25 protein-coding genes are annotated in these 23,115 nt (G+C 51.9%); 8 read left to right on the top strand and 17 right to left on the bottom strand.

The window, feature by feature from the left end; translation table 11 throughout:
* Positions 1–11: 11 nt before the first annotated feature.
* The 13 genes from MKQ70_RS41025 to MKQ70_RS06820 form a co-directional block, all read right to left on the bottom strand.
* A complete protein-coding gene (locus MKQ70_RS41025) occupies positions 12–1,124 on the bottom strand; it encodes a glucuronyl esterase domain-containing protein (RefSeq protein ID WP_248069451.1) in 1,113 nt (370 codons plus the stop codon).
* Complete coding sequence (locus MKQ70_RS06865; RefSeq protein WP_248069450.1) at positions 1,114–2,790, bottom strand: RagB/SusD family nutrient uptake outer membrane protein; 1,677 nt, start codon at positions 2,788–2,790, stop codon at positions 1,114–1,116. Before MKQ70_RS06865 ends, MKQ70_RS41025 begins: the two co-directional genes overlap by 11 nt.
* 177 nt (positions 2,791–2,967) lie before the next feature.
* Positions 2,968–4,155 (bottom strand): SusC/RagA family TonB-linked outer membrane protein, encoded by a 1,188-nt coding sequence (locus tag MKQ70_RS06860; RefSeq protein WP_248069449.1) that lies wholly within the window; start codon positions 4,153–4,155, stop codon positions 2,968–2,970.
* On the bottom strand, positions 4,130–4,486 hold the full coding sequence (locus tag MKQ70_RS06855; protein ID WP_248069448.1) for a hypothetical protein: 357 nt from the start codon (positions 4,484–4,486) through the stop codon (positions 4,130–4,132). The genes MKQ70_RS06860 and MKQ70_RS06855 overlap by 26 nt, the downstream gene beginning before the upstream one ends.
* A 17-nt stretch (positions 4,487–4,503) precedes the next feature.
* Positions 4,504–5,748, bottom strand: coding sequence for a TonB-dependent receptor plug domain-containing protein (locus tag MKQ70_RS06850; protein WP_248069447.1), 1,245 nt, complete (start codon positions 5,746–5,748; stop codon positions 4,504–4,506).
* A 34-nt stretch (positions 5,749–5,782) separates the two neighbouring features.
* Positions 5,783–7,459 (bottom strand): RagB/SusD family nutrient uptake outer membrane protein, encoded by a 1,677-nt coding sequence (locus MKQ70_RS06845; protein ID WP_248069446.1) that lies wholly within the window; start codon positions 7,457–7,459, stop codon positions 5,783–5,785.
* A 16-nt stretch (positions 7,460–7,475) separates the two neighbouring features.
* On the bottom strand, positions 7,476–8,813 hold the full coding sequence (locus MKQ70_RS37875; RefSeq protein ID WP_308199425.1) for a SusC/RagA family TonB-linked outer membrane protein: 1,338 nt from the start codon (positions 8,811–8,813) through the stop codon (positions 7,476–7,478).
* Positions 8,771–10,363, bottom strand: a complete 1,593-nt coding sequence (locus MKQ70_RS37870; RefSeq protein ID WP_308198956.1) for a TonB-dependent receptor plug domain-containing protein — start codon at positions 10,361–10,363, stop codon at positions 8,771–8,773. Before MKQ70_RS37870 ends, MKQ70_RS37875 begins: the two co-directional genes overlap by 43 nt.
* A 23-nt stretch (positions 10,364–10,386) precedes the next feature.
* Positions 10,387–10,845, bottom strand: a complete 459-nt coding sequence (locus MKQ70_RS06835; RefSeq protein WP_248069444.1) for an STN and carboxypeptidase regulatory-like domain-containing protein — start codon at positions 10,843–10,845, stop codon at positions 10,387–10,389.
* A gap of 272 nt (positions 10,846–11,117) precedes the next feature.
* Positions 11,118–11,285, bottom strand: coding sequence for a DUF4974 domain-containing protein (locus MKQ70_RS42050; RefSeq protein WP_372490095.1), 168 nt, complete (start codon positions 11,283–11,285; stop codon positions 11,118–11,120).
* Between the two features lie 10 nt (positions 11,286–11,295).
* Entirely contained in the window at positions 11,296–11,703 is a 408-nt protein-coding gene (locus MKQ70_RS06830; protein WP_248081114.1) for a FecR family protein, read from the bottom strand.
* Positions 11,700–12,296 carry a hypothetical protein gene (locus MKQ70_RS06825; protein WP_248069442.1) on the bottom strand — a complete coding sequence of 199 codons (597 nt, stop codon included), beginning with the start codon at positions 12,294–12,296 and terminating at the stop codon, positions 11,700–11,702. Before MKQ70_RS06825 ends, MKQ70_RS06830 begins: the two co-directional genes overlap by 4 nt.
* Positions 12,297–12,388: 92 nt before the next feature.
* A complete protein-coding gene (locus MKQ70_RS06820; protein WP_248069440.1) occupies positions 12,389–12,970 on the bottom strand; it encodes an RNA polymerase sigma factor in 582 nt (193 codons plus the stop codon).
* Positions 12,971–13,121: 151 nt separating this feature from the next.
* On the opposite strand from MKQ70_RS06820, the gene MKQ70_RS06815 reads away from it, so the two are divergent.
* From MKQ70_RS06815 to MKQ70_RS06780, 8 genes are read left to right on the top strand one after another with little or no spacing between them, the layout of a single operon-like run.
* Positions 13,122–14,333 carry a hypothetical protein gene (locus tag MKQ70_RS06815; RefSeq protein ID WP_248069438.1) on the top strand — a complete coding sequence of 404 codons (1,212 nt, stop codon included), beginning with the start codon at positions 13,122–13,124 and terminating at the stop codon, positions 14,331–14,333.
* Positions 14,318–15,310 carry a hypothetical protein gene (locus tag MKQ70_RS06810; RefSeq protein ID WP_248069436.1) on the top strand — a complete coding sequence of 331 codons (993 nt, stop codon included), beginning with the start codon at positions 14,318–14,320 and terminating at the stop codon, positions 15,308–15,310. Before MKQ70_RS06815 ends, MKQ70_RS06810 begins: the two co-directional genes overlap by 16 nt.
* On the top strand, positions 15,307–15,669 hold the full coding sequence (locus MKQ70_RS06805; protein ID WP_248069434.1) for a hypothetical protein: 363 nt from the start codon (positions 15,307–15,309) through the stop codon (positions 15,667–15,669). The genes MKQ70_RS06810 and MKQ70_RS06805 overlap by 4 nt, the downstream gene beginning before the upstream one ends.
* 59 nt (positions 15,670–15,728) lie before the next feature.
* Complete coding sequence (locus MKQ70_RS06800) at positions 15,729–16,277, top strand: RNA polymerase sigma factor (protein ID WP_248069432.1); 549 nt, start codon at positions 15,729–15,731, stop codon at positions 16,275–16,277.
* A gap of 1 nt (position 16,278) precedes the next feature.
* Positions 16,279–17,004 carry a tetratricopeptide repeat protein gene (locus MKQ70_RS06795; RefSeq protein WP_248069430.1) on the top strand — a complete coding sequence of 242 codons (726 nt, stop codon included), beginning with the start codon at positions 16,279–16,281 and terminating at the stop codon, positions 17,002–17,004.
* Between the two features lie 3 nt (positions 17,005–17,007).
* Positions 17,008–18,279 (top strand): tetratricopeptide repeat protein, encoded by a 1,272-nt coding sequence (locus MKQ70_RS06790; RefSeq protein ID WP_248069429.1) that lies wholly within the window; start codon positions 17,008–17,010, stop codon positions 18,277–18,279.
* A gap of 53 nt (positions 18,280–18,332) precedes the next feature.
* On the top strand, positions 18,333–20,159 hold the full coding sequence (locus MKQ70_RS06785) for a CHAT domain-containing protein (RefSeq protein ID WP_248069428.1): 1,827 nt from the start codon (positions 18,333–18,335) through the stop codon (positions 20,157–20,159).
* A 36-nt stretch (positions 20,160–20,195) separates the two neighbouring features.
* A complete protein-coding gene (locus tag MKQ70_RS06780; protein WP_248069427.1) occupies positions 20,196–20,702 on the top strand; it encodes a hypothetical protein in 507 nt (168 codons plus the stop codon).
* On the opposite strand, the gene MKQ70_RS06775 is transcribed toward MKQ70_RS06780, so the two are convergent.
* From MKQ70_RS06775 to MKQ70_RS06760, 4 genes are all read right to left on the bottom strand, one after another.
* Positions 20,699–21,370, bottom strand: coding sequence for a zinc-binding dehydrogenase (locus MKQ70_RS06775; RefSeq protein ID WP_248069426.1), 672 nt, complete (start codon positions 21,368–21,370; stop codon positions 20,699–20,701). The genes MKQ70_RS06780 and MKQ70_RS06775 overlap by 4 nt on opposite strands.
* Positions 21,367–21,708: an alcohol dehydrogenase catalytic domain-containing protein gene (locus tag MKQ70_RS06770; RefSeq protein ID WP_248069425.1), complete on the bottom strand. Its 342-nt coding sequence runs from the start codon at positions 21,706–21,708 to the stop codon at positions 21,367–21,369. The genes MKQ70_RS06775 and MKQ70_RS06770 overlap by 4 nt, the downstream gene beginning before the upstream one ends.
* A gap of 134 nt (positions 21,709–21,842) precedes the next feature.
* Positions 21,843–22,697, bottom strand: coding sequence for an aldo/keto reductase (locus MKQ70_RS06765; protein WP_248069424.1), 855 nt, complete (start codon positions 22,695–22,697; stop codon positions 21,843–21,845).
* A 1-nt stretch (position 22,698) separates the two neighbouring features.
* Positions 22,699–23,076 (bottom strand): alpha-L-fucosidase C-terminal domain-containing protein, encoded by a 378-nt coding sequence (locus MKQ70_RS06760; protein WP_248081111.1) that lies wholly within the window; start codon positions 23,074–23,076, stop codon positions 22,699–22,701.
* Positions 23,077–23,115: the final 39 nt, after the last annotated feature.

The raw sequence follows: 23,115 nt of genomic DNA, 5'->3' as shown, positions 1-23,115 counted from the left end.
TCAATTTACCGCTACATCCTCCCAAACCTATCTCCCGCAAACTTTATCACCTGTCCCCAATCATACAAGTTCAGATCGTGTTTCCCCTCCCGGAAATGATACCCGATCGGCCCCTGCATTACCGGGTTGTTCACCGCCGGAAACGCCGCGGGGATAGTGAGCTTTTTATCATACAACTGGTAGGCGGGCAACGCATTTACCAGCGACAAGTAAGAACCGCGGGGGTCTGCCCACCTGTCTTCCACCGCATTGGTGGTGTACACCGGGCGCGGCGCGATCAGCGCGATGAGCATGTGCTGATCTACCGGCAACGCTTCTACATTGTTCATGTATTTTTTATAGTTATCATTGAACCAATAACCAAACTGTTTATTGATCAGGCTCACCGTTTCGCCATACTTGCGGCGGGCCAGCGAGGCGCCGGAACTGCCGGAGCAACTGCTCACCACCATCGCGAAACGGGTATCCTGCGCGCCCGCCCACAGCGCTGTTTTGCCACCACGGGAGTGTCCTACAACGGCCACCTTTTTAAAGTCGATATCGGGATTGGTTTTAAAGTAATCCATTATCCGGCTGGCTGCCCAGGCCCAAGCGCCAATGGCTTTCATACCATCCGGCTGGTCCAGCGCTTCAGGAAATAACTGGTCGAGCACGCCGTGCTGATAAGCGTCCTTTTTATCCGGTGCAGCATCGTTCACGTTAAATGCAGCAATCGCATAGCCGCTGTCGATCGCCATTTCCGCGGGCCAGAATTCGCTTTTGATCGTGCGGGTAGGATCGGTATTTCTTTTGAGGCGGTTGTTGATCAGCAAGAACGCCGGTGCAGGGCCTTTCCGTTTGTTCGGCGTGAACAAAACCACGGGAATGCTTACCGACTTTCCTTTATTCCATACCGTTACTGTCACCTCTTTGAGATGCGCACGCCCTTCCATCGCATCCGGCACATCGTTCGTTACCTGGTACCGGATGCTGTCGAACGTACGCGGGGTACGGCCATACACGTTTTCCGAGAACAGTTCAATGAGCTCCGGTCGGCGCTGCCTTTCCCAGGCGGCGGATGTTTTAACGTTTTTTAATAATGAGGGCAGTACATAAGCGGGAACCGTGGTTTCGTCATAGTTCACGATCTCCCCATGAACTTATCCGTTTTTGTGCGGTAACGTGGATGCTGACTAACAAAAGCAATCCTGCAACTGCCGATCTGAAATGTACAGACATGTTTGATTTTTGAAACCCGGCAGCATCGCTGCCACCGGGTGATAGGATAATGCTATTCATACCCAGGGTTCTGGGACAGTTTTTCGCTTTATTGATTTCGCTCTGCTGGAAAGGATAAAAATAATTCTTCGCAGCAAATAACCTTGTTTCGATCACAAATGGCGTGTAAGTGAGCGTGGTACCGGATTTCGTGATCTTCATCCCGTGTACCGCCCTGTTGAAGTAAGTTTCCCCCTCCTTCCAGCGCCTTACGTCAAAGAAACGCTGCTCTTCGAAACACAACTCCACGCGTCTTTCGTTTTTGATGCGGGCGCGCATTTCGTCTTTCGACAAACCTGCGGGCAGGGAAGGCATGCCGGAACGGTTACGCACTGCATTCACCGCATCGTACACTTCCGCATCCGGGCCGACCGCCTCGTTCAATGCCTCCGCCCTTACCAGCAGTATATCGGCATAACGGAACAATACCCAGGGTCTCCGCACGTTCGTGATGCTCGTCACGTTGTAGGTAGCATTGCTGCTGAGGAATTTGCGCAGGTAATAGCCCGACTTCGTACTGTTGACGTTCGTTAGTACGTTATCCAGCCCGCCATCAAAAGTTTCCACGGCACGGGTCAGGCTGCCCGTTTTAAACGTAGCGCCATTATATATAACAAACTGGTTAAGCCTGGGATCGCGTCCAGCATAAGGGTTCTGGGCATTATACCCCGAAGCAGGATCGGTAATCGGCAGGCCGTTCGCCATCTCGAATGCATCTACCAGCTCCTGCGTGGGATTTGTTCTGCCCAACCCGCCGGTAAAACCAATGGGCGCATTATTGGACTCAATCGTGTTAATGTTGCTCGCAGAGGTAGCAAATATCACCTCTTTGTTATACGTAGTCGCAGTAGCCGTGTAGTCCCAGAGCGACGGAAAATCTGCTTTGGAAAGCAAGCCATGTTTATTGAGGTCTATCAGTGCTTTCGCAGCATCAGCGGCATCCTGCCATCTTACTAAATCATTAGCGGTATTATATAAGGGACTAGCATAGTACAGCAGCACCTTGGCTTTTAAGGCCATACCCGCGGCTTTGGTGGCACGGCCCCAGTTGGCGGCGTCCCAGTCTCTCGTCCAGGCCGGGCCTATCTGGGCAATGGCGGAGTCACAATCGGTAACGATGTGTTTCACGACTTCATCTACCGAATTGCGTGGCAGATTTAAATCATCGCCCGCTGTAAACGGTTTCGTGGCGAGTACAATGCCGCCATATCTTTTGAACAACTCAAAGTGCATCATCGCCCGCATGAAAAACGCTTCTCCCCTTAATCCCGCCAGGTCGCTGGCAGGATATACCACTGCAGTAGGCGACTTCTGCAGGAAGGTATTTACCACCCACAAACCGGTATACAGGTTCGTATATTGTTCATCAAAAGTTTTCAGGCTGCTCCAGGTGCCATTATTGAAATAGTTTACATTGCTGTTGAGGTTCGAGTTCACTGCCTCGTCGCTCCCACTTGCCAGCAGTGCCCCGCCGTTATCTACGTTGTATCTTGATAACAGGTAGGTATATCCATTATTCAGGTACTCCCGCACGCGCCGGTCTGTTGTCCAGATAGCGCTTTCGGAGATCGGCCCCTCACTGTACTCAGGTGCGAAGAAATCTTTTTACATCCGCCGCAAATCATCAGCAGGAGTAATGCACTATATATTTTCAAAGCGTTGCTGTTCATGTAGATTAGATTTTAACGTTAATACCTGCCGAATAGGTTTTTACATACGGGAAACTCGACCCCCTGCCTGCGTTTGGCGTTTCGGGATCGATGCCCGGTCATTGATCTTCGAGATCGTGAACAGGTTATAACCACTGATGAAAAAGCGGGCGCCTTTAAAGCGATACCGCTGGTTAAAACGCTCCGGTGTGGAATACCCGAATTCGGCGGTGCGCATTTTCAGGAAGTCGCCCGAACGCAGCCAGAACGTAGAGTTAGCGGTATTGTTGCCATTATCGGTTAACCCAACACGCGGATACTTCGCGGTGGCGGCGGTAGCGGGCGTCCAGCTATCCAGCATCAGCTGATTAAAACCATTGGGCCCTGCATGCAATTGCCCGTTAAGGTTGATCGTGCGGCCTTCCACTCCCTGAAACTGCGTGCTCAGGTCGAACTGTTTGTACCGCACCGTGAGGCCAAAGCCGTAATACATTTTTGGAATGTCTGTATAATCTGTCGCTACATCATCCTTCGCATCGATCACCTTATCATTGTTGACATCTTTATACTTGATATCACCCGGCACCACCAGGCCGGAAAGGGTTTGTTTCGGACTGGCAGCTATCTCTGCCTGGCTCTGGAAAATGCCTTCCGCGATATAATAGTGGCCACTGTTTACGTAGCGGCCCACCTGCGACTGGCCATCCAGCCCGTTTGTTACCGTACGCGCCAGCACGGTGTTTTTAGCATACGTGAAATTACCGTTCAGGGCAATATTTACATCCCCGAACTGCCGGTCATACATGCCACTGAAATCAGCCCCCTTGCTGTTTACCTTACCTGAGTTTACCTGCGCGATCGCCATGCCCGGGATACCTGGCAAATTGGGAGAACCGAGGATGTCTTTACGCGTTTCATCGAAGTAATCGGCAGAAAGTGTAAGGGTGTTTTTAAATAACACGATATCCGCTCCCACGTTCACGCGGTCGATCTTTTCCCAGGTAGTTACCGGGTTGCCCGCGGGGTTCACGAGGTACGCCGTGGTGGAAGTGGAGAAGGAAGAACCCAGCAATGGCCCCGCGCCCCTGGTAAACTGTGTGCGATACGGCAGGCGCACCACGTTGCCATTGGCGTCGTAAGTGGGCCCGATATTACCGGAGCGGCCGATGGAGCCGCGCACTTTTAAATAGTCAATGGTTTTGGACTGCTTCAGGAAGTTTTCGTCAGAAGCGAGCCACCCGCCCGACACCGCCGGAAAAAAAACCGAAACGGCGTCCCGGGGCATAGTTCTCCGAACCGTTGTAACTGCCGGTAAAACCGAGCATGTACCGTTCCTTGTAGCTATAGTCAGCCCGGCCCACCAGCATCCGTTCCCGGTAATCTAAGCGGTCGACCGCGGCACTGATGTACTGTTGCACGCGTGCGGAAGCGACCAACTTATGACGGCCGGTAAACGTGCGCTCATAATCAAATCCCATCCACAACTCATTGTTCTTGGTATTCGTCTGGAACGCCGCGGTGCGGTATGCGATAGCAGCGGGTGTACGGTACGTTTGCGCAGGTGTTACCGTCTTGTTCACTACCGCATAATTCTGCGTTAAACCATCTCCATAGTTGCCATATCCATCGTAAGAGAAAAAGATATTGGCAGATAAACCGGGGTGATGAAGTGCAGTTTTTGCTTCGCCATAATACTGGCCAGCAGTACGTTGGTGGTGGTGCGGGAATAGCCGGTAGACTGCAGCTGCCCCAGCGGATTATTCTGGTAGATGGATGTGCCGCCATAACTGCCATCTTCGTTCAATATCGGGAACGCATTGGGTGGCAGGTTGGAGATGTTGTTCAGCACCGATGAGGCTACATCCCCCACGTCATTACGGATCTCGCTCCGCAGGCCTGATAGCAATGTAACGCTCAGCGACTCACTCACATCGTAGTCCAGGTTAATACGGAAGTTAAACCGCTTGTAACCATAGTTGGAATCGTAGTTATCGTTCTTCGTGTGTTTGAACAGGCCCTGCTGGTTAAAGTAACTGAGCGTGGTGAAGTAGCGTATGCGCTGGCTGCCGCCGCTGAACGACAGCGCGTAACGCTGCGTCGGGGCCGATTTGTTCAGGAAACGCTCCTGGTAGTTATTGTCGGGGTACAGGTAAAGGTTCGTATGATTTTTATACGCCTCCAGTGCCGTGGCGTTGTACGCGGGGGCCTGACCAACATTGGTCAGCGCCTGGTTGTAAAGGGTCGCAAAGTCGTAGGAATTGAGTGGCCTGATCAGATTGGCTGCTACCTGGAAGCCACCCTGCGCATCTACGGTAATCTGGCGTGTATTGGCTTTGCCGTGTTTGGTGGTCACCAATATAGCGCCGTTTCCGCTGCTAAGGCCGTACCAGTTCAGTGCGCCCGCATCTTTTAATACTGATACGCTTTCAATTTCGTTGATGTCCATATCCTCAAAGTCCCGTACCACGCCATCTACCAGTACCATCGGCGTATTACCGCCGGCGTAAGAAGAACGGCCCCTTACCATGTGCGTGAGGTTGCCGCCGCCGGGCAGGTTGCCGGTCCAGTTTACCCATAACCCGCTTAACCGGCCTATCAACAAGCCAGACATATTACTCGTGGGAATTTTAGATAATTGGTCGTACCGCAGGGCGCTCACCGCATAATTAAGTTCCGCACGGGTACGGGTGGCAAAAGGAATAAATACCTCTTCATCGCCATACGTGGTGCGCTGTTGTGTGGCCGTATCTTCAGGGGCAGTGTTTTGCTGCGCATATGTTGCCAGACTAAACAAGGCAACCAGTGCGCCCGTCAGGCCCGGAAATTTTATATATTTTGTCATGTTGATGCTGATTAATTGAATGTGTACAACCTGTTTACTCCCATCCCGGGTTCTGCTTCAATGCGCCCGAGGTTTTGTTCATTTCCGCCCGTGGTATCGGGTACAGGTACATGTGTTCATTAAATACCTTCTGGAACGCCGGCAGTTCTACTACCGTGTAGGAAAAAGTGCCATTGGTGTTTTTGATCACCCTCATTCCTGTCATCGGCTTGGCTACATACGCGGCGCCTTTTTTCCAGCGGAGAATATCCCACCAGCGCATATCTTCAAAGGCAAATTCAACCGCACGTTCGTTCCATATACGCGCCCGCATGTCGTCTTTCGACAACCCTTCGGGTAAATCGGGCATACCGGCTCTTTTCCGCACGGCATTAACAGATTTGTATACTTCTTCGTTAGGGCCTGTCGCTTCATTCGTCGCTTCCGCATAGTTGAGCAACACTTCCGCATAACGATAAAACACGTAGTTCAACAGGGCGTTGGCGGTAGAGCCCGACCTTGAAGCCTCGGGCCACAAGCGTTTGAGGTAGTAACTGGTTTTTGTTACGCTCACCGCCGTGCCATGGTCGCGGCCGTAAGTGATCACCCCCTGTGCATTCGGCTCCGTTTGCCAGGTTTCTATAGCACGGCCCTGCCAGGTCACATTGTTGTACAGGATGTTTACATAAAAGCGAGGATCGCGGTTGAGGTAAGGATTCTGTGGATCGTAACCGGAGGTAGGATCGGTTATAGGTTTACCGTTCTTCATCTCGTACAGGTCTACGTGGTTCTGCACCGGCGACAGGTTCGATTGCGCACCGCCCATGCTGGTGGGGATGAGGAAGTCGCTCAGGTAAGTTCCTATAAACCCTCTGCCGCCCCGGGGCCAGATGCGGATGTATTCATTGGAGTTGGCGATCGTCAGCACATTCGCGTAGTTAGCCTCCAGTGAATATTTTCCCAGGTCGATGATCGCTTTGGAGGCTGCGGCAGCTTTCTGCCATTTGGCGGCATCGCCGGCGGTGTTGTTAAGCGGACTGGCATCGAACATCAATACCCTTGCTTTTAACGCCATACCAGCGGCACCCGTAGCCCTGTTGGCCTGGGCAGCCGGATTAGGCCAGTCGGCATTCGTGAGCGGTAACAGGGAAATTGCCTGGTCCACATCCGTCAATATCTGCGTCAGCGTTTCATCGTAAGTATTACGCGGCAGGTCTTCGGAGGCCGCTGTAAAATCCTGCGCCTCCGTCAGTATTACTACTCCTCCAAAGCGGCGTAACAATTCAAAATAAAAATATGCACGCAGGTATAGCTGCTCTCCTTTGATATAGTTCACATTGTACTCCGGCGTCCGGGGCGTTTTCTCCATCATCTTTAACATGAGGTTTGCATTGCGGATACCGCGGTACATCTGTGTATAAATACCCGTCACGTCCGATGCGCCACCATCCAGCCACTGCCCCGAGTTCATTGTTGCCACTTCGGTCTGTGCGTTGTTGGCGATAGATTCATCCGTAAACTGGGAGGTCATGCCTTTATAACCGCTCAGGCGGCCATAATCATTGATAGAAAAAGTATAAGTAAAATCGCCAAAACGAGATGCCTGCAAAGGATCTTTAAACACCTGGTCCAGGTCGGTCTGGATGCCCACATCACGTTGTAAAAAGTCTTTCTGGCAGGAAACGGCGGTTATCGTAATAACCAAACTAAGCAGGTATATGAATTTGTTCATGACTGGTGATCGTTGGTTATAAAGAAAGGTTTAAGCCGAAGTTGAGCACTTTGGTCGTCGGAATCGTCGTAGTGGCCGGCGCGTAGGCGTTGCCCGTCATCGTATTCTCCGGATCAAGTCCATAGAACTTCGTCCAGGTGATTAAATTCTGGCCGCTTACCAGTATGGTAAGTCCGTTTAACCGCAACCTGTTCAACACTTGCCGCGGTAATGAATAACTCAGCTGCACATTACGCAGTTTAATGTAAGAAGCGTCCTGCAGCATAAAGTCGTTCAGGCTTTCATTGGGATTCGCCACCAAACCCGGGCGGCTTGCCGGCCTCGACGGGTTCGGATTATCGGGCGTCCATCTGTCTAACATCGGCCCATAATATTGTCCCAGTGTGGCGCTCTGGAAAATCACGTTAGAGCTTACATTCGTTACACCATTAAACAACACTGACAGCTGGAAGCCTTTGTAACCGGCCTGCAGGTTCAGGCTTGCATTGTATTCCGGGATGTTGGGATGCCCGATCGGCATCACGTCCTGGTTATTGATAATGCCATCGCCATTTATGTCCTGGTATTTGAAATCACCGGGAATGGAAGTGAACGATGTTACCTTATTCACCGGACTTTTATCAATATCGTTCTGATCGGCGTAGAAGCCCAGCACATGGTAGCCGAAGTAGGTGCCAAGGCGCGTGCCGGTCGCTTTCAGGTTACTGGCCAACCCGGGCGCCTCATCCAGTATCCGCCGTTCATTGCGCGCGAAGCTCAGGTTACCCGTAACTGAATAAGTGAAATCTTTTACCTGGTCGCGGTACATCACCGACAACTCATATCCCTGGTTATAGTTCATGCCGTAGTTGGTGCTCGGCACCGTAGCGCCATAAGTCGCGAAGCTGCTGGCAGAGCGGGTAGTAAGGATATTCGAACGCGTATCGTTAAAGATGTCTGCGGTAATACTCAGCTTGTCGTGGAACAATAATACATCCAGCCCGATGTTTTTCTTCAGTGATTCTTCAAAAGTCACGTAAGGGTTGCCGTATTGCGTCTGGATATAAGTGGGCGCACTGAAGTTACTGTTCGGGTTACCAAATACCACGTTCGAGCCTGCGCCAAATTTATTCTGGTAATAAAACCTTCCCGTACCCGGACTCGGCAGCCCTACCCTGCCCACAGAACCGCGCACTTTCAGCATATTGATCCATTCATATTGTTTCATGAACGATTCGTTTGCCAGGTTGTAACCCAGCGAGGCCGATGGGAAAAAGCCGTAACGGTAGCCTTTCGCATAGTTCTCGGACCCGTTATACGTGGCACTTGCCGTTAAAAAATAACGGCCGCCATAATTGTAAGTGAGCTGTGAAATAACCCCTGGTTCGCAAACGGCGCCTCTGCTGCCGTGGCGCCACGCAGTTCCCGCTGACCGATCAGGTTGGCGCTGATGTTGTGTTTATCGAACGAGCGGGCATAGTTAATGAACACCTGCAGGTTCGTTTTGGTATAACCACTGCGGGTATAAGCCGGTGCCCCGAAAAAGTCGTTGTAGGAACCTGCCACTGGCGTCAGTTCTTTGGTGGTCCTGTTGAGGTCAAAATACCCAATACTGCCCCGTTGCAGCTTACCGGACATTTGCGTGGCATCATACCCGAACTGCGCTTTCACCGACAGTCCTTTAGTAATAACATCCAGCTTCTGACTGAGTGTAAATACCGATTCCGCCACATTGTTATCTGTAAACGCATACCCGCCGTACGTTAGCAGCGCGTAAGGGTTCACGGAGTTGATACCGGTAAGGTTGTAATTCACAATGTGGTTGTAAGTGCCGTCCAGGCCAATGATCGCAGGGTCGCTGGAATTGATGTACTCTTTAAAGAAGGGCTGTCCCCAGGCCGGTATCTTCAGCGCACGGCCGACCACACCTTCTATCCCATTGCTTACCGCGCCGGCAGGGTCGTTGTATTCCGTAAAACCGGTAGGCGAATACCGGTGTTCGTTACGGCCCGCGAGGTTCACTTCAAAGTTGGTGGAGTTCGTAATATCCATACTCACCCGCGCGCGGAAGTTGTAACGCTGGTAACTCGGCGTGGTGGAATAATCCAGCGGTGTTTTAAATTCTTTGAAGTTCCCGTTTTCAAACTGGTGTCCAAAAGATGTGAAGTACTTGATGTTCTGCGTACCGCCCGACACCGTCAGGTTCTGCTGGTTCTGCCACCAATGGTCCTTCACCAGTTCATCGTACCAGTTTACATTAGGATACAACAGTTTATCGCCGGTACCGGATTTAAACATGGCCAGGTCTTCATCGGTAAAAGTCCGCGGTTCACCGGTGTTCATCTGTCCTTCGGTGAGCAGCATGGCGCTTTCGTAGGCGGAAAGGATCTCCGGCCGCTTCGTGGCGCTTAACCGGCCAAAGTTGCTGGAAAACGTAACGCGGGCCGGTCCCTCCTTTCCTTTTTTGGTGGAGATCACAAATACGCCGTTCGCGCCTTTTAGCCCATACAGGGCGGTAGAAGACGCGTCTTTCAATATGTTGATACTTTCTATTTCATTTGGATCGATGTCGCCGAACGTGGTACGTTCCACGCCATCCACGATGATCAGCGCTGTGGCGTTGGACGATACCTGACCGCGGATATACAATGCAGCGGTATTCAGCCCCGGACGGCCCGTGGTTTGTTGTACTACCAGCCCCGGTACGAGCCCGGCCAGCGAGTTGGTCACGTTGGTTACCGGTGATTTTAACAGGTCGCGGCCGGATACACTGCTGATGGCGGCCGTTACATCTGAACGACGCTGCGAGGTGTACCCGTTTACCACCACCATATCGATGGCGCTTTGTTTCCCTGCCAGCACCACGTTCAGATTATTGCCGGCAATAATGACTTCTTTTGATTCGAAACCGATGTACGACAGCACCAGTGTGGCGCCACGGTCTGCATTCAGCGTAAACTCCCCCTGTCGTTGGTTTGCGTGCCAATGGTGGTACCTTTGATCTTAACGCTTACGCCCGGCAGCGGCGTGCCGCCATCATCGGTCACCCGGCCACGCACTTCATTGATCAGCAACGGCACTGCTGCCAGTATGTCCGGCGGTGTGGTAATTTCCTTTTCTTTAACGACGATGGTGGTTTTATCGATGCTGTAAGTCAGCACCTGCGAACGGAATATCTCGTCCAATGCGGCTTTCAGGTCCACGTTCTTCAGGCGTACGGTTACCAGTTTCGATTCTTTCAAACTGGACTCCGTGATCACAAAATTATAGCCGCACTGTTTACCGATGTCTTTCAACACCGCCTTCAGGGAAGCATTACTGGCATTGAGGCTTACTTTTTGTGCAATGGATGTTGCACTCACCTGCATCAGCGTGGCTAACATTAAAAAAGTAATGAGACGCATCATCAACAAGAATTTTGCAAAATAGGGACGTATCGGCACGGGTATGCCGAGTTCCTTGGTAGAAATTCTATACATTTGTTTTGTCTGGTTTGTAGCAGCCGCCCCCGTGTCGAAGCAAAGGCGGACCTGCGATTAACGTGGTATAAGTGATTACTGCCGATATGAGCCGGACGATAGCCAGGAGTGTTTCCGCACTTCTGGCTTCTTTTCTAAGCTCATTCGCTACTGCTTAACATGGAACTTTTTCTACTGCCATAACGGTGGATTTTTACGGTTTACTTCATTTTGTTAGTTGATCCTTTTGGTTGAACATATATAGTTTTGCCTTCGATCCTGAAACCGATGCTGTTGGTTGATGCTAATGCTTTAAGTACTTCTGAAACGTTTTCATAACGGGAGATGCCCCCATAAAACTTTTCATCCGATACCGCGCCTTCATACACTACTTCCACGTTATACCAGCGTTCGTTCCACCATCCGCATAATGTATTGAATGTTATCGCCGTCGAACACGAACTTATCGTCCTTCCAGGCGGTGGCCTGGTCCAGGTCTACGTCCTGAATGCCGATCTTCCCGTTCCGCAGGGTCGACTGTTCTCCGGGTTTGATGATGGAACTGTTGCTGCCGGCGCTCACTTTCACGCTCCCTTCCAGCAACGTAGTGCGGGTGGCCTGCTCATCCGGATAGGCGTTGATATTGAAATGGGTGCCGAGTACGGTCACCTGCTGTTTCGCGGTATTTACTTTAAACGGGTGCTGCCGGTCCTTCGCTACTTCAAAATAGCCCTCGCCGGTAAGCGTTACCACGCGGTCGGCGCCGGTAAAGCGGGCCGGGTACGTTAAGGAAGATGCGGCATTCAGCCATACTTCGGTTTTATCCGGCAGGATAATTTTATAAGTTTCCCCCTGGCGGTCGACAGGGTATTGACGGAGTTAGCCGGCTGGTCGTTGTTTTCCTCCACGGTGTAAGTCAGCACCCCGTTTTTTGATTTGTTGATCTGCACCCCGGCTTGTTTGGCGATTTCGCCGTTGAGGTCGTCGGACAATATGATCTTTTGCCCGTTGGCCAGGGTGAGCGTGGCGCGGTTGGCGCCGGGAGCTACATCCTGCACGAGCGGCCGGGTAACTGCGGGGGCTTTTGCACCTTGTTCCCGGTACAGGTAGCCGCCCACCGCAATACAAACAAGAATGGAGGCCGCTACCGCGATCCTGGGCCATAAACGTCGTACCCTGCCGGGCTGTGGCTGACTCACCACCTGCCGGTACACCGCGGCGGCATCGGCCGGTGGAAGCTCGTCGTGACTGCTTTTGCCCCACTCCTCGCCCGTTACTTCGTGCAACAGTGCGTCCAGTGCGGGGTCCGACAAGGCAGCAAGCCATTCTTCCCGCTCCGCCGGGCTCTGCGAACGACGCTGGTATTGCTGAAATAAGTAACTAAGTCTGTTTTTGTCCATTAGGTCTGGTTAGCAATCAGCCAGCTTACATTAGCTGCCTGATAGTACAGACGAACCAGCGGACAAGTCGAGGTAATGGGATTTAAAAAAATTCAGATTAATTGCCAGATGACCAGCAAAACGGCGATGTCCGTGTGCTGCTGCATATAACGACGCAGGGATTTAAGGGCCAGTTTCATATGCGTTTGCACGGTGCCATGGGAAATGTTGAGGCGGGCGGCCACTTCCTCGTATTTGAGGCCCTGTTGCTGGCAAAGCTGGTACACCAGGTGTTGCTGCCGGGGTAACTGGCGGATGCCTTCTTCAAGAATCTTACGGGTTTCGTTCAGGATAACGCGTTCCTCCGTATCGTTATGGGTATCGTTGAAAGTATAACTGATCTCCGCCTGTACGCGGGCCGAAAGTTCACTTCTCCGGAGCAGGTCAATGGCATGGTGCCGTACGATCTTATGCAGATAGGCGTCCAGATTATCTATCTGAAGTAACTGATCACCCAGCTGCCAGAGCTTCAGCATCGTTTCCTGCAGTACTTCCTGGGCAATCGTGCGGGACTGCAACAGGCGGAAGGCAAAGTGATATACGCGCGGGTAATAATGATCGTAGATTTCCTTGAATGCACGGCGGTCCCCCTTAGCTATTTTAGCCAATAAAACTTTCTCATGGTGGAGGCGCACGGGTATCATGTCTTTTCGTATCAGTACTTAAAGCTAGAAAAAGCATTTACATTTTATAGCGCCCGTCTCCCGGAAAAAAATCCTGTAAAGATTTGATGACCTTTTGCTGTTGCTTCCGATATAGGGGAAAAGAACACGCAAACTCCCGACAATGAAACGAAACATCCCCTATCTGCTGATTGTATGTCTCCTGGTGCTGGCTGGCAATGCCTGCCGCAAAACCAAGGGCCCCGGCGAAGACCCAAAGCCCCTTGCGGGCAGCGTGGCTGTGCAAGTAACCCTGCCCGCGGGCGCTTCCTTTGATTTCACCGGCTCGCAGTTGCTGTCGTTCGGCAGCAGCTACCCGGTCAGCAAAAGCGGCGCCACCATGGCCCAGGATTTCGACGACGCGCCGCATATTGCTTACATGATCGATAAAAACAACCAGCTGATACTGGCTGGATTTATTACGGACAGCACTACCAGTCTCTCCCCCGCCACCACCGCCAAAGTATTATTGTATTTCGCGTGCGGCATTCATTACCGGCCCGATACAATGACGAACATTTTTATTAACCGGATATACGAACTGCCCCAGGCGACAGCCTGGGCCGATGAGTTTACCAGTCTGTGGAAGAACGATCCGCAGGTACTCGCCAAAGGCGCCTTTACCGCTCCACTTCGTAAAACCATGGAATCTATGGCGGGAAAAGGTAAAACACTCGATATAGGCAACCTGCGTACCTCCGATATCGTGGTAGACCAGGGAGATTTTCTGAGTGGCATCCAGCTATTCCAGGAAAACCTGGGCGCACTCACATTCCGGAATAACTACCGCCGGCGCGCACACGCTTTTCTTTACAAAATGAAGCGCAAACTGGAGAATGGCCAGGAACAGGTGATCATCAGCGATATCAACAGTGGCACCAAAGCAGATAAAGATCTGGCGATAGACCCGGCCTCCGCTAATACCTCCATCACCGGGCAGATTGGCACGATGATACAACCGGATAATAAGGCCGACGAAATCTTTTCAGTGAAAAGCGGCCCTGTGGTACTTGACCTCAGCGATTCGGAAAGCGAGGTAACCTGGAAAGTGCGCGTAGTGGGCCCTGGTGTGCCATTCAGCAAACAACCCACCACCAATGCCGAAATAGCCAAACAAACCCGACTTGAAATTGAAACCTTCGCGATCGACTTCATGTTCCCGCTGATCATGGAAACTGCCGGCTGGCGTAAAGAATTGGGCAAAGTAGGAATAGACATCGGTAATGGGCCCGTGGATAAATTTATAGACGCCACCGACGTATTCCTGAAGGTCGTACCGGATGCCTATGAACAGGTAAAAAGGGTGAATACGTACAGGCCTTGCGCAGTTCGATGATGGCCATTGCGACCAATGCAGTAGATAAGCAGGCGCAGACGCTCGTGGAAGCTGCCGGCGCCGTGGGTACCGCCCTGGTATTAAAGGCCATTGGCAAAGAGCCAACAGCCCCTTTTATCAACTATGTGAATGCCGCCGAAAAAGGACTTGTCATTTTAAAGGCCGTCAATGCGGCCATGTTGGGTATTGATTTCATCCGCATTGCGCATGGCGTCACGAGCTCGCATCAGCTGGAAGAATGGGAAGTGAAGGCGCGCAGCAGCAAAGTGCAACTGCTGCCACGCGAAGCCAAAATCATCCCGCTGGCACAGCAGAAAATTACCGCCGAAATCAAAAACCTGGAAGAAACCGGCGGCGATACCCATCCCTACTTCGAGTGGAGCACTACCGGTAAATATGGTTACCTGAAAGACACGAAAGGGAATCAAAGCAACAAGTTTGAGAGCGCCGACAAAGATGTATTCTACAACTGCAATGCTAAAACCAGCGACCTGGGCGACGGCGATAACTGGGAATACATTTACGTTACCGCCAGGATGGGCAATACGATCATTGGCCGCGATACCGCGAAGATAAACGTCAGCAAGTACCGCTATAAGATGCTGCCGAACGGCGTTACCCTGAGTGGTAAAGAGAATGCCTATAACAAAGTTAAAGTTTACCTTGAAAGAATGGATGGCATCGCTGACATTAAACAGAACCCGGACATCGATTATAAAATCGTGTGGAATACGCCGGGAAAACATGGCGTATTGGGCGCCAAAGATGCGGGAAACACCACCACCGTCACCAGTTACGATGATAATGCAATCACATATACCTGTACGGACGAAGCTACCAAAGAAGCTACCGAAACCATTACCGCACGCATCTACTCGAAAAGAAAAGACGAGGCCGACTACCGTTTGTTCGACGAAGTAACGGGCTCCGTTAAAATCAACAATGATGAAAAAAGCGGATCATTCATGTGCCGATGACGTACCTCCGCGGTTGCTGGGCGCCCGGCAACTGTTACCTCCACCCAGTAGCGGTGTTCCCAGTGGATAAGGATGCGAAGAAGTACAGCACCCGGTTCTACAACTTTACCGGCACCGTGAATTACAGCGACAATCAATGGATTTACACTTGGAATGCCGGTGGTGTGCCCCCTACCACCTACAGTACGTACCCGGAAACAAAAGATATCGTTGGCGGCAGCTATTACATTTCGTTCGGGCGTACCTGGTGCGCAGGCGCTGAGTCGGGCTGTAACGCCGGATCTGCCAACGAATGGGAAGCCAACTACCGGAAATTTTACGGTTCCCGTGTAATGGTAGAGGTTACTTACTATTATTAATTCAGGAACGGGCGAAAGTGCCGGAAATTTCTATTAGTTTAGCTGGAAACTATGCCTGCATGGCCCAAGCTGACTTATCCCTACTTTCGCCCGTTGCTTTCTTAGATGCCTTGCAGTCGAACGACGAACAAGTGTTACAGGCAATGTATACGCACAATTATCCCGGAGTAGAGCGGTACGTTCTCCAAAACAAGGGCACCACCGACGATGCGCGCGACATTTACCAGGAAGCCTTTTTAGCCGTTTGGCGTAATATAAAACTGCGGAAATTTACACCGCGGAGCAGCCTTGAATATGGCGCTTACCTGTTCCGCGTGAGCAAAAACAAATGGATCGACCATCTGCGGGCACATAAACACCTGCATACGGCAGCACTGGAAGATCAACCGGAAGAAGAAGATGATATCCATCCTTACATAGATGCGGTAAAAACACAATTCGCCGTGCTGGGTGAGCAATGCCGGGAACTGCTGGCCAGGTTTTATTTTAAAAAAGATTCGCTCCGCGCCATCGCTGCTCATTTTTCCTGGACGGAAGCCAGCGCTAAAAACAATAAATACCGCTGCCTGAAGCAATTGAGAGCATTAGTCACTAAAAACGAACAGTAGTATGCCCCAACAATACGACATATCACCCGAAGAACTGGAAGAGATCGAAGCGTACCTCGACGGCACACTGGACGGCAATGCGCTGCAGTTATTCGAACAACGCATCGGCACCGATCCTGTTTTTGAACGGAAAGTTGCGGAAGTGCGTCAACTGACGATCGGTATTGCAGAAGCTGCGCTGCATCAAAAACTGCCCGCCTTTCATGCCTTGGTGTCAACGCCCGGCAAAACTGTTCCGCTATACCGCCGCTGGTGGGTCGCCGCCTCGGTATTGCTCCTAGTCGCAGCCGCCTCCTGGCTGCTATGGCCCCGGGGCGATAGCAACGAACGCCTGTATAGTACCTACTTTTCCCCGGATATGGGCCTGCCCGTAACCATGGGCAGCGATTCCGCCAACTACCTGTTTAACGACGGGATGATCAGTTATAAAGAAGAACAATACGCCACCGCCTTATCCATATGGGAAAAAGTAGCCGATGCTCAGGGCGATAACGATACCCTCCGTTACTACCGGGGTATGGCGCAGTTGAACCAGCAACACATCGTGGAAGCGGAACGACTGCTCATCCCGGTGTCTACCAACGAAAGTACTTTTGCCGATGATGCCACCTGGTATCTTGCCCTCATCCGCCTCCGGAGCGGTGACCGCACCACGGCCGCGGAATTGCTGAAACGATTACCCCAGCGGGAAGAAGCCCGTACACTGTTGGAAGAATTAGCCAAATAACGCATGCGCATCACCTGTATCATCGTACTGTACCTGTTATGCCTGCCAATCCGCAGCGCCGCACAGCAACATGCCTACACCCGATCGGTGCAGCTGTATCGCGATAATAAGCTCGACAGCGCCGGGTACTACGCACGACAGGCAATTGGCCTGTATACAAAAACAGCGCGGAAAGACAGCCTCGTATTGGCCTATACACAACAGGCCCTCATTACCTGGGACGCCAAAAGCGCCGAAGCCGCCTTAAAAATAATGGATACCGCTATCCGGCTAAGCAAACAGCTGCCTGCACAACACGTGGCAACTGTAGCGGCTTTCAGTCGGGCGGGACAGATCTATGTACAGCAACAGGATTTTAATAAAGCTGCCACCTTACTGCAATTCGCCGCCCAAGCTGTTCCAGAGCGCGACACCATGAACCGACACATCGTTTTCCTGTATAACAACACCGCCATCCTTTACCTGATGCAGGATGAATACGACAAAGCCCGGCCCTGGGCGCAGCGCGCCTACCAGCTAAATCTAAAATTGCAGGGAAAAGACGGGCAGGATATGCCTTCCCTTTTACAAACAAACTATTACATCAGTCAATATAGTGAACAATACCAGCAGGCTTTGGCGGAAGGCAAAGAACTGCAACGGGTAATGCTGCTGCATTATCCGCCGGGGCACCGCGCCATTGGCATATTGCATAATAGTTTGGGTAATATTTACGAGGCATTACTGCAATACGAGGAAGCTTTATATCATCGCCGCAAAGCGCTCGATATCCAGTTTGCAAATTATCAACAAAAGAAGAATAATGGCTTTTCGCTGGCCAGCGCCTATCAGAACCTGGGCAACCTGTACAGCTACATTAACGAACATTTCCTCGCGCAGGAATACCTGGCCAAAGGCAGTGCCATATTTGAGCAGGTGTACGGCCCGGATGAAGCAGGTATGATCAAAATATTGGTGGGTGTGGCCGATAATAAAAGAAAACTGGGTGCATGGACGGAAGCGGAAAAACTGTTCGGCCGCGCATATGCCCTGCAACAAAAACATGGTCCCACCGATGCGGACGCCATGGCTTATGTGGAAACCTTTTATGGCGACCTGTACCTCGATCAGCAACAATTTGCCAAAGCAGAACAATACTACCGGCTGGCGTTAAAACATTTTGAACAGGCCGGAGCCATGCAAACACGCCTGGCGCTGCAAACCCAGGAAGCACTGGCCACCGTGTTATCCGGCAAAGGACAATATGACGCAGCGCTCCATCTCAGCAAAAGGTAGTCACTGCCTTTCGCAACATCTACCCAAAAGGGAATGATGGCATTGCAGAAAAATTGCAGAATATCAGTGTTATTTACCTGGCGGCAGGACAGTCCGCGAACGCGCTCGCCTATTCAGACAGCGTATTCTGTGAGCTCACGGGGCGCTCACATCTGCCGCAAGACGGATCATGGGTGGGTAAGTTGCCGTTCAGTTACAACACCAGTTTGTACATCCGGCACCGGATGAAATTATTGCAGGGCCGTGCCGTATTGCAGCTGGCTGACCGGTATACGCAATACATCGCCACGCATCTCCCGGCGTTTCGTACACAGGCTACATTAAAAGACTTATCCGCCGTACATAAACATCTTTACGCCACGGCGATTGAAACATGCTGGGAGCTCGGACTTCCCGAAAAAGCATTGGGCTACAGCGAGCAAAGCAAGGCGCTCCTGTTGCGGCTGGCAGCCAACAACCTGCTGGCGGATGCCGGCGGCAGCAGCGATCCCGTCACCGAACGTGATCACCAGTTCCGAAAACGGATCGGGGAATTGAATGCGCGTTATTTGAATGAGGGCGGAGATTCGGTGCTGCACTTACTTACCGGCGCAATCGAGCAATACCGCATATTCCAGGACAGCATCCGCACCTCAGGCAATACCGCGCTGGCAGCCAGGTACCGATTGGAGCCTTACTCTTTGCAGGACATCCGCAGTAAGCTGCTGCGCCACGGCGAAACCTTGCTGGAATATACAGTTACAGGTGAATGGGTGTTTCTATTCGTGGTGAATGACAAGGTTTGCCGCATGCAAAGGATTCCCCGTAAAGCACTGGCAGACATTCACACGTTGCGGCAGCTGAGCGGCTTATCACCCGAAGCCTTCGCGGCGCCGGCGTTTCACCTGTATAACGCATTGGTACAACCCGCAGTGGCGCACGTCAACAGAAAACGCTTACTGGTCGTACCCGATGGCGAGTTGTTTTACCTCAATTTTGAATTACTGCTTTCGCGAAACAACGCTGCCCGTTTTGCCGACATGCCTTACCTGGTGCGCGATTACAATATCAGCTATTTATTGTCGGCGACCAGCGCCATACAATTAAACGAAGGTCATACAGGCCGCGCTAATGATAAAGCACTCCTGTTTACACCCGTGTTCACGGATGAAATGAAGGACTTGTACCGGCAGCGTAATACCAGCGAACAAGAATACCTGTACCTGCATCGCCAGCCCTTTGCGCTGGAGGCTGCCCGGCAGATCGGCCGTATTGTTCCGAATGACCTGTACGCCGAACAACAGGCGCAGGAACAAACCTTTAAACAGGCAGCGCCTGGTTACCGCGTGTTACACCTGGGAACGCATGCTGCTCTGAACGACGCCGCGCAATTGCATTCAAGATTATACTTCGCCCAGGCGGCGCCCGGCGATTCTGCCAATACCGAAGATGGTTACCTGCATGCTTATGAAATCTATGCCATGCAGTTGCACGCCGACCTGGCCGTGCTCACTGCCTGCGAAACAGGCGCCGGTGCATTGCAGGAAGGAGAAGGCATCCTGTCCTTATCCCACAGTTTTATGTACGCGGGTTGTAAAAGTGTGATCATGAGTGGCTGGAAGATTGACGAGAAGACCAGTATGAAGGTGATCACGGGATGCTACGACTACCTGTCAAAGGGCTATACAAAAAGTGAGGCGCTGCGGAAAGCGAAACTAGACCTGCTGGATAGCGATCCCCGCCTGGCGCATCCGTATTATTGGGCGGGACTCACCCTGATCGGTGATGACAGCGTGGTATATAAGCGTCCATACACGCTCTTCTGGCTCGCTGGCGGCGTTTTATTACTGCTGGCTGCAGGTGGATGGTACTGGCGTAAAAGCAGCGCTTACAGGGCATAAAAGCCCTGTCCCGCGATTTATCCGTACCTTTACAGGATGACAAAAAATGAAGCTGCCTCCTTCGACATCGCTGTGGACTTTATCTGGGCGATCGGCATCCCGGTGATCTTCGCCGAACTTCCGCCAGACACCTTTCTGCCCGGCGCCCTGATACAGAACGGTCAGTTGATCATCGACAAGTCACAACTCCGCTATCCCGGCGACATTCTCCATGAAGCCGGACACATTGCCGTAGTGCCCGCCAGCGAGCGTGCTACCCTGCACAACGATAATATTCCTTTACGCATGCAACGCGAAGGCGAAGAGATGATGGCCGTTGCCTGGTCATACGCTGCCTGCCTGTACCTCGATCTAGATCCTCATTTCGTGTTCCATGAACATGGATACAAAGGGAACGGAAAAAAAATTGCCGCCAATTTTGATAATGGCGGCATGTTTGGCGTGTCGATGTTGCAATATGCGGGCATGTCGGCAGAGCCGGGTAAAGCAGACCACCACGGGTTGCCGGAGTTCCCGGATATGGCGCGGTGGTTAAGGGCTTAATCCACCCGCACCATTGCCTTTATCACTCCATTGGCGGGATCCAGCCAGAAAGGAAAGCTTTCCGCGACTTCGTCAAACCCCGCGAGGTGTGAAATATAGCGTGTCACATCAATCTGACCGCTGCAGATACCAGCCACTACCCTGTCAAAATCCTCCCGGGTAGCATTGCGGCTGCTCATTAACGTACTTTCTCTTTTATGAAATTCGGGATGACTGAACGAAAACGCCTGTTTTTGCAGTCCTACCAGTACATACGTTCCGCCGTGCGCTAAAAAGTTAATGCCATTATTGATCGCGCCCAGGTTGCCCGTCGCGTCGATCACCACTGTGGCCATATCGCCGTTTGTTAGTTCCCGCAGGGCAGCTGCGGCGTCTGTTTTTGTGGCGTTAATCGTATCCGCGATGCCTAACCGCATACTACAGAATGCCAGCCGGTTTTCGTTCACATCCATTGCTATCACGCGGGCGCCCGCAATACGCGCCAGTTCCATTACGCCCATACCGATCGGGCCTGCACCCATCACGAGCACGGTATCGGATGCCGACACCGCGGCTCTGCGCACGGCATGCGCGCCGATCGCCAATGGCTCCACAAGTGCCAATTGCTCGTATGTCAATCCCCGCCCGTGCACCAGGGAGGCCGAAGGCACCTGTACGTATTCCATCATCCCCCATCGATATGCACGCCGAACACATTGATATTAACGCAGCAATTCGGTTTGCCGGAACGGCAGGCAATGCAGGTACCGCAATGGAAGTAGGGGATAAACGTTACGGCATCGCCGACGGTGAATCCATCTACCTCCGACAACAGGGTGCCCGACAGTTCGTGCCCTAGTATGCGCGGATAAGAAAAGTAGGGTTGCGTACCCTGGAACGCATGCAGGTCCGTTCCGCAAATGCCGATGCGCCGGATTTTAATAATGGCATGTCCCTCCTTCTCAACAGGCATTGCTGCCTGTCCCCGGGAAAATATGCCGTGCGCTGTACATATCCATGTTTTCATCTGGTACTAATTAAATGCTGCGCTCTTAACGCTTTCCAAAATCAACCGGAATACTTTTCGTCGCCATATCAACATTTCCTTTTACTTTTCCTGCTTTGCTGGTACTAACGCTATGGCGGTAACACCTGGTACGCTTAATCCGAACTGTACGCAGGCGTGTGCCGGTTGTACATCAAAATCGGCGCAAACTGCAAAAACTGATCCCGCCAATGCATCAGTGCAACATGCTCCTTATCGACTAAACGATAGTTATAATAATCACCACCGGTTAGAAACCCGCCGTTAAATACCGCGGAATTGATAATACCCGTTCCTTTTGATTGCAGGTGTGCCATGTAATCCAGCAGTTCGTCCGGGTGCGTGTGCAAGGTCATACTATTGGCGATCATGACCCAGTCAAGCGCCAGCATATCCGTTATTTCCCGGATCACGCGCCAGTCTTTGGCGCCTACACCAACAGCCTGTATCCTGCCATGCGATTTCAGTTCAAACAGTGCGCGATAGGCGTCTTTAATATCTGCCAGCCGTTTTGCCCGTTCATCCCCCGACACTGCGGCGGCCAGGTATTCGTCCGGGTCGTGTACCGACACCAGCGAAGCATGATAGCCGCCCAGTAACTCATTTCCCTGTTCGTAACATTGCAGGATGCCCTCATAACTGATACGCTGTTCGGCATCAAACTGAATATCTTTCCATACACCAGGCTCAAACGCAGGTTCGTCACCGGTGAGCGGAATACGGTACCAGCCCAGCTTATTACTGATCATTACCGCTTGCTGCGGTACGCCCAATTCCCGGAGACTGTTACCCAAAGCTTCCAGCGCGAGGCCTGCACCGTATTTTCCGGCAGTATCAAATACCGCCGGCACAGGAGAAGCGGCTATACACGCCTTTACGATTTCCGTTTTCTCCGCGGGCGTGAGCGAAGTATATAAATTTCCTAACGCACTCGTCCCGAAGATTACCTTCGGGATATTCATTGCCATCATACTACACTATTTTTAAAACAAGTCCATATGCCAGTGCCCGCCGGTTTTCGGGCAGCTGCACCTCGAGGTGTTCACGATTGCGCTGAAACGTAAGTTTTCCGGCACCCGGCATCTCGATCTGCGTGATCGTTTCGGGACGGTGAGCATTGCCTTCCGACAAACTCTTTATCTTCACCTTACCGTCTTCCGGCCAACCGTACACTACAGCGTACAGTACCTTTCCTTTTTGGGTAAAGCGAATATCTTCCGCGCCGAACGGACGGCCTTTGCCTTCATTAAAACCCTGCGCGGATAGTGGTGGAGCGTCGGTAATTGCCGGTCCTTCTCCGAACACTTTCCAGGGGTGCGTATCATAAATGCATTCGGAATTGATGTGCATCCATTCTGCCACTTCATTGAGGATCGCCAGCTCCCGGTC

The organism is Chitinophaga sedimenti, assembly GCF_023156195.1.
Lineage (GTDB): Bacteria > Bacteroidota > Bacteroidia > Chitinophagales > Chitinophagaceae > Chitinophaga > Chitinophaga sedimenti.
The sequence above is the reverse complement of the archived record's forward strand: the minus strand, read 5'-3'. Positions and strand labels throughout refer to the sequence as shown.

Excerpts from the sequence above, each read along its gene's own strand:
- MKQ70_RS06845 (WP_248069446.1), bottom strand. The coding sequence starts at position 7,459 with ATGAACAAATTCATATACCTGCTTAGTTTGGTTATTACGATAACCGCC.
- MKQ70_RS06850 (WP_248069447.1), bottom strand. The coding sequence starts at position 5,748 with ATGACAAAATATATAAAATTTCCGGGCCTGACGGGCGCACTGGTTGCC.
- MKQ70_RS06770 (WP_248069425.1), bottom strand. The coding sequence starts at position 21,708 with ATGAAAACATGGATATGTACAGCGCACGGCATATTTTCCCGGGGACAG.
- MKQ70_RS06815 (WP_248069438.1), top strand. The coding sequence starts at position 13,122 with ATGAAACGAAACATCCCCTATCTGCTGATTGTATGTCTCCTGGTGCTG.
- MKQ70_RS06780 (WP_248069427.1), top strand. The coding sequence starts at position 20,196 with ATGACAAAAAATGAAGCTGCCTCCTTCGACATCGCTGTGGACTTTATC.
- MKQ70_RS06805 (WP_248069434.1), top strand. The coding sequence starts at position 15,307 with ATGACGTACCTCCGCGGTTGCTGGGCGCCCGGCAACTGTTACCTCCAC.
- MKQ70_RS06825 (WP_248069442.1), bottom strand. The coding sequence starts at position 12,296 with ATGGACAAAAACAGACTTAGTTACTTATTTCAGCAATACCAGCGTCGT.
- MKQ70_RS06775 (WP_248069426.1), bottom strand. The coding sequence starts at position 21,370 with ATGATGGAATACGTACAGGTGCCTTCGGCCTCCCTGGTGCACGGGCGG.
- MKQ70_RS06835 (WP_248069444.1), bottom strand. The coding sequence starts at position 10,845 with ATGATGCGTCTCATTACTTTTTTAATGTTAGCCACGCTGATGCAGGTG.
- MKQ70_RS06765 (WP_248069424.1), bottom strand. The coding sequence starts at position 22,697 with ATGATGGCAATGAATATCCCGAAGGTAATCTTCGGGACGAGTGCGTTA.
- MKQ70_RS06760 (WP_248081111.1), bottom strand. The coding sequence starts at position 23,076 with ATGCACATCAATTCCGAATGCATTTATGATACGCACCCCTGGAAAGTG.
- MKQ70_RS06795 (WP_248069430.1), top strand. The coding sequence starts at position 16,279 with ATGCCCCAACAATACGACATATCACCCGAAGAACTGGAAGAGATCGAA.
- MKQ70_RS06790 (WP_248069429.1), top strand. The coding sequence starts at position 17,008 with ATGCGCATCACCTGTATCATCGTACTGTACCTGTTATGCCTGCCAATC.
- MKQ70_RS06800 (WP_248069432.1), top strand. The coding sequence starts at position 15,729 with ATGGCCCAAGCTGACTTATCCCTACTTTCGCCCGTTGCTTTCTTAGAT.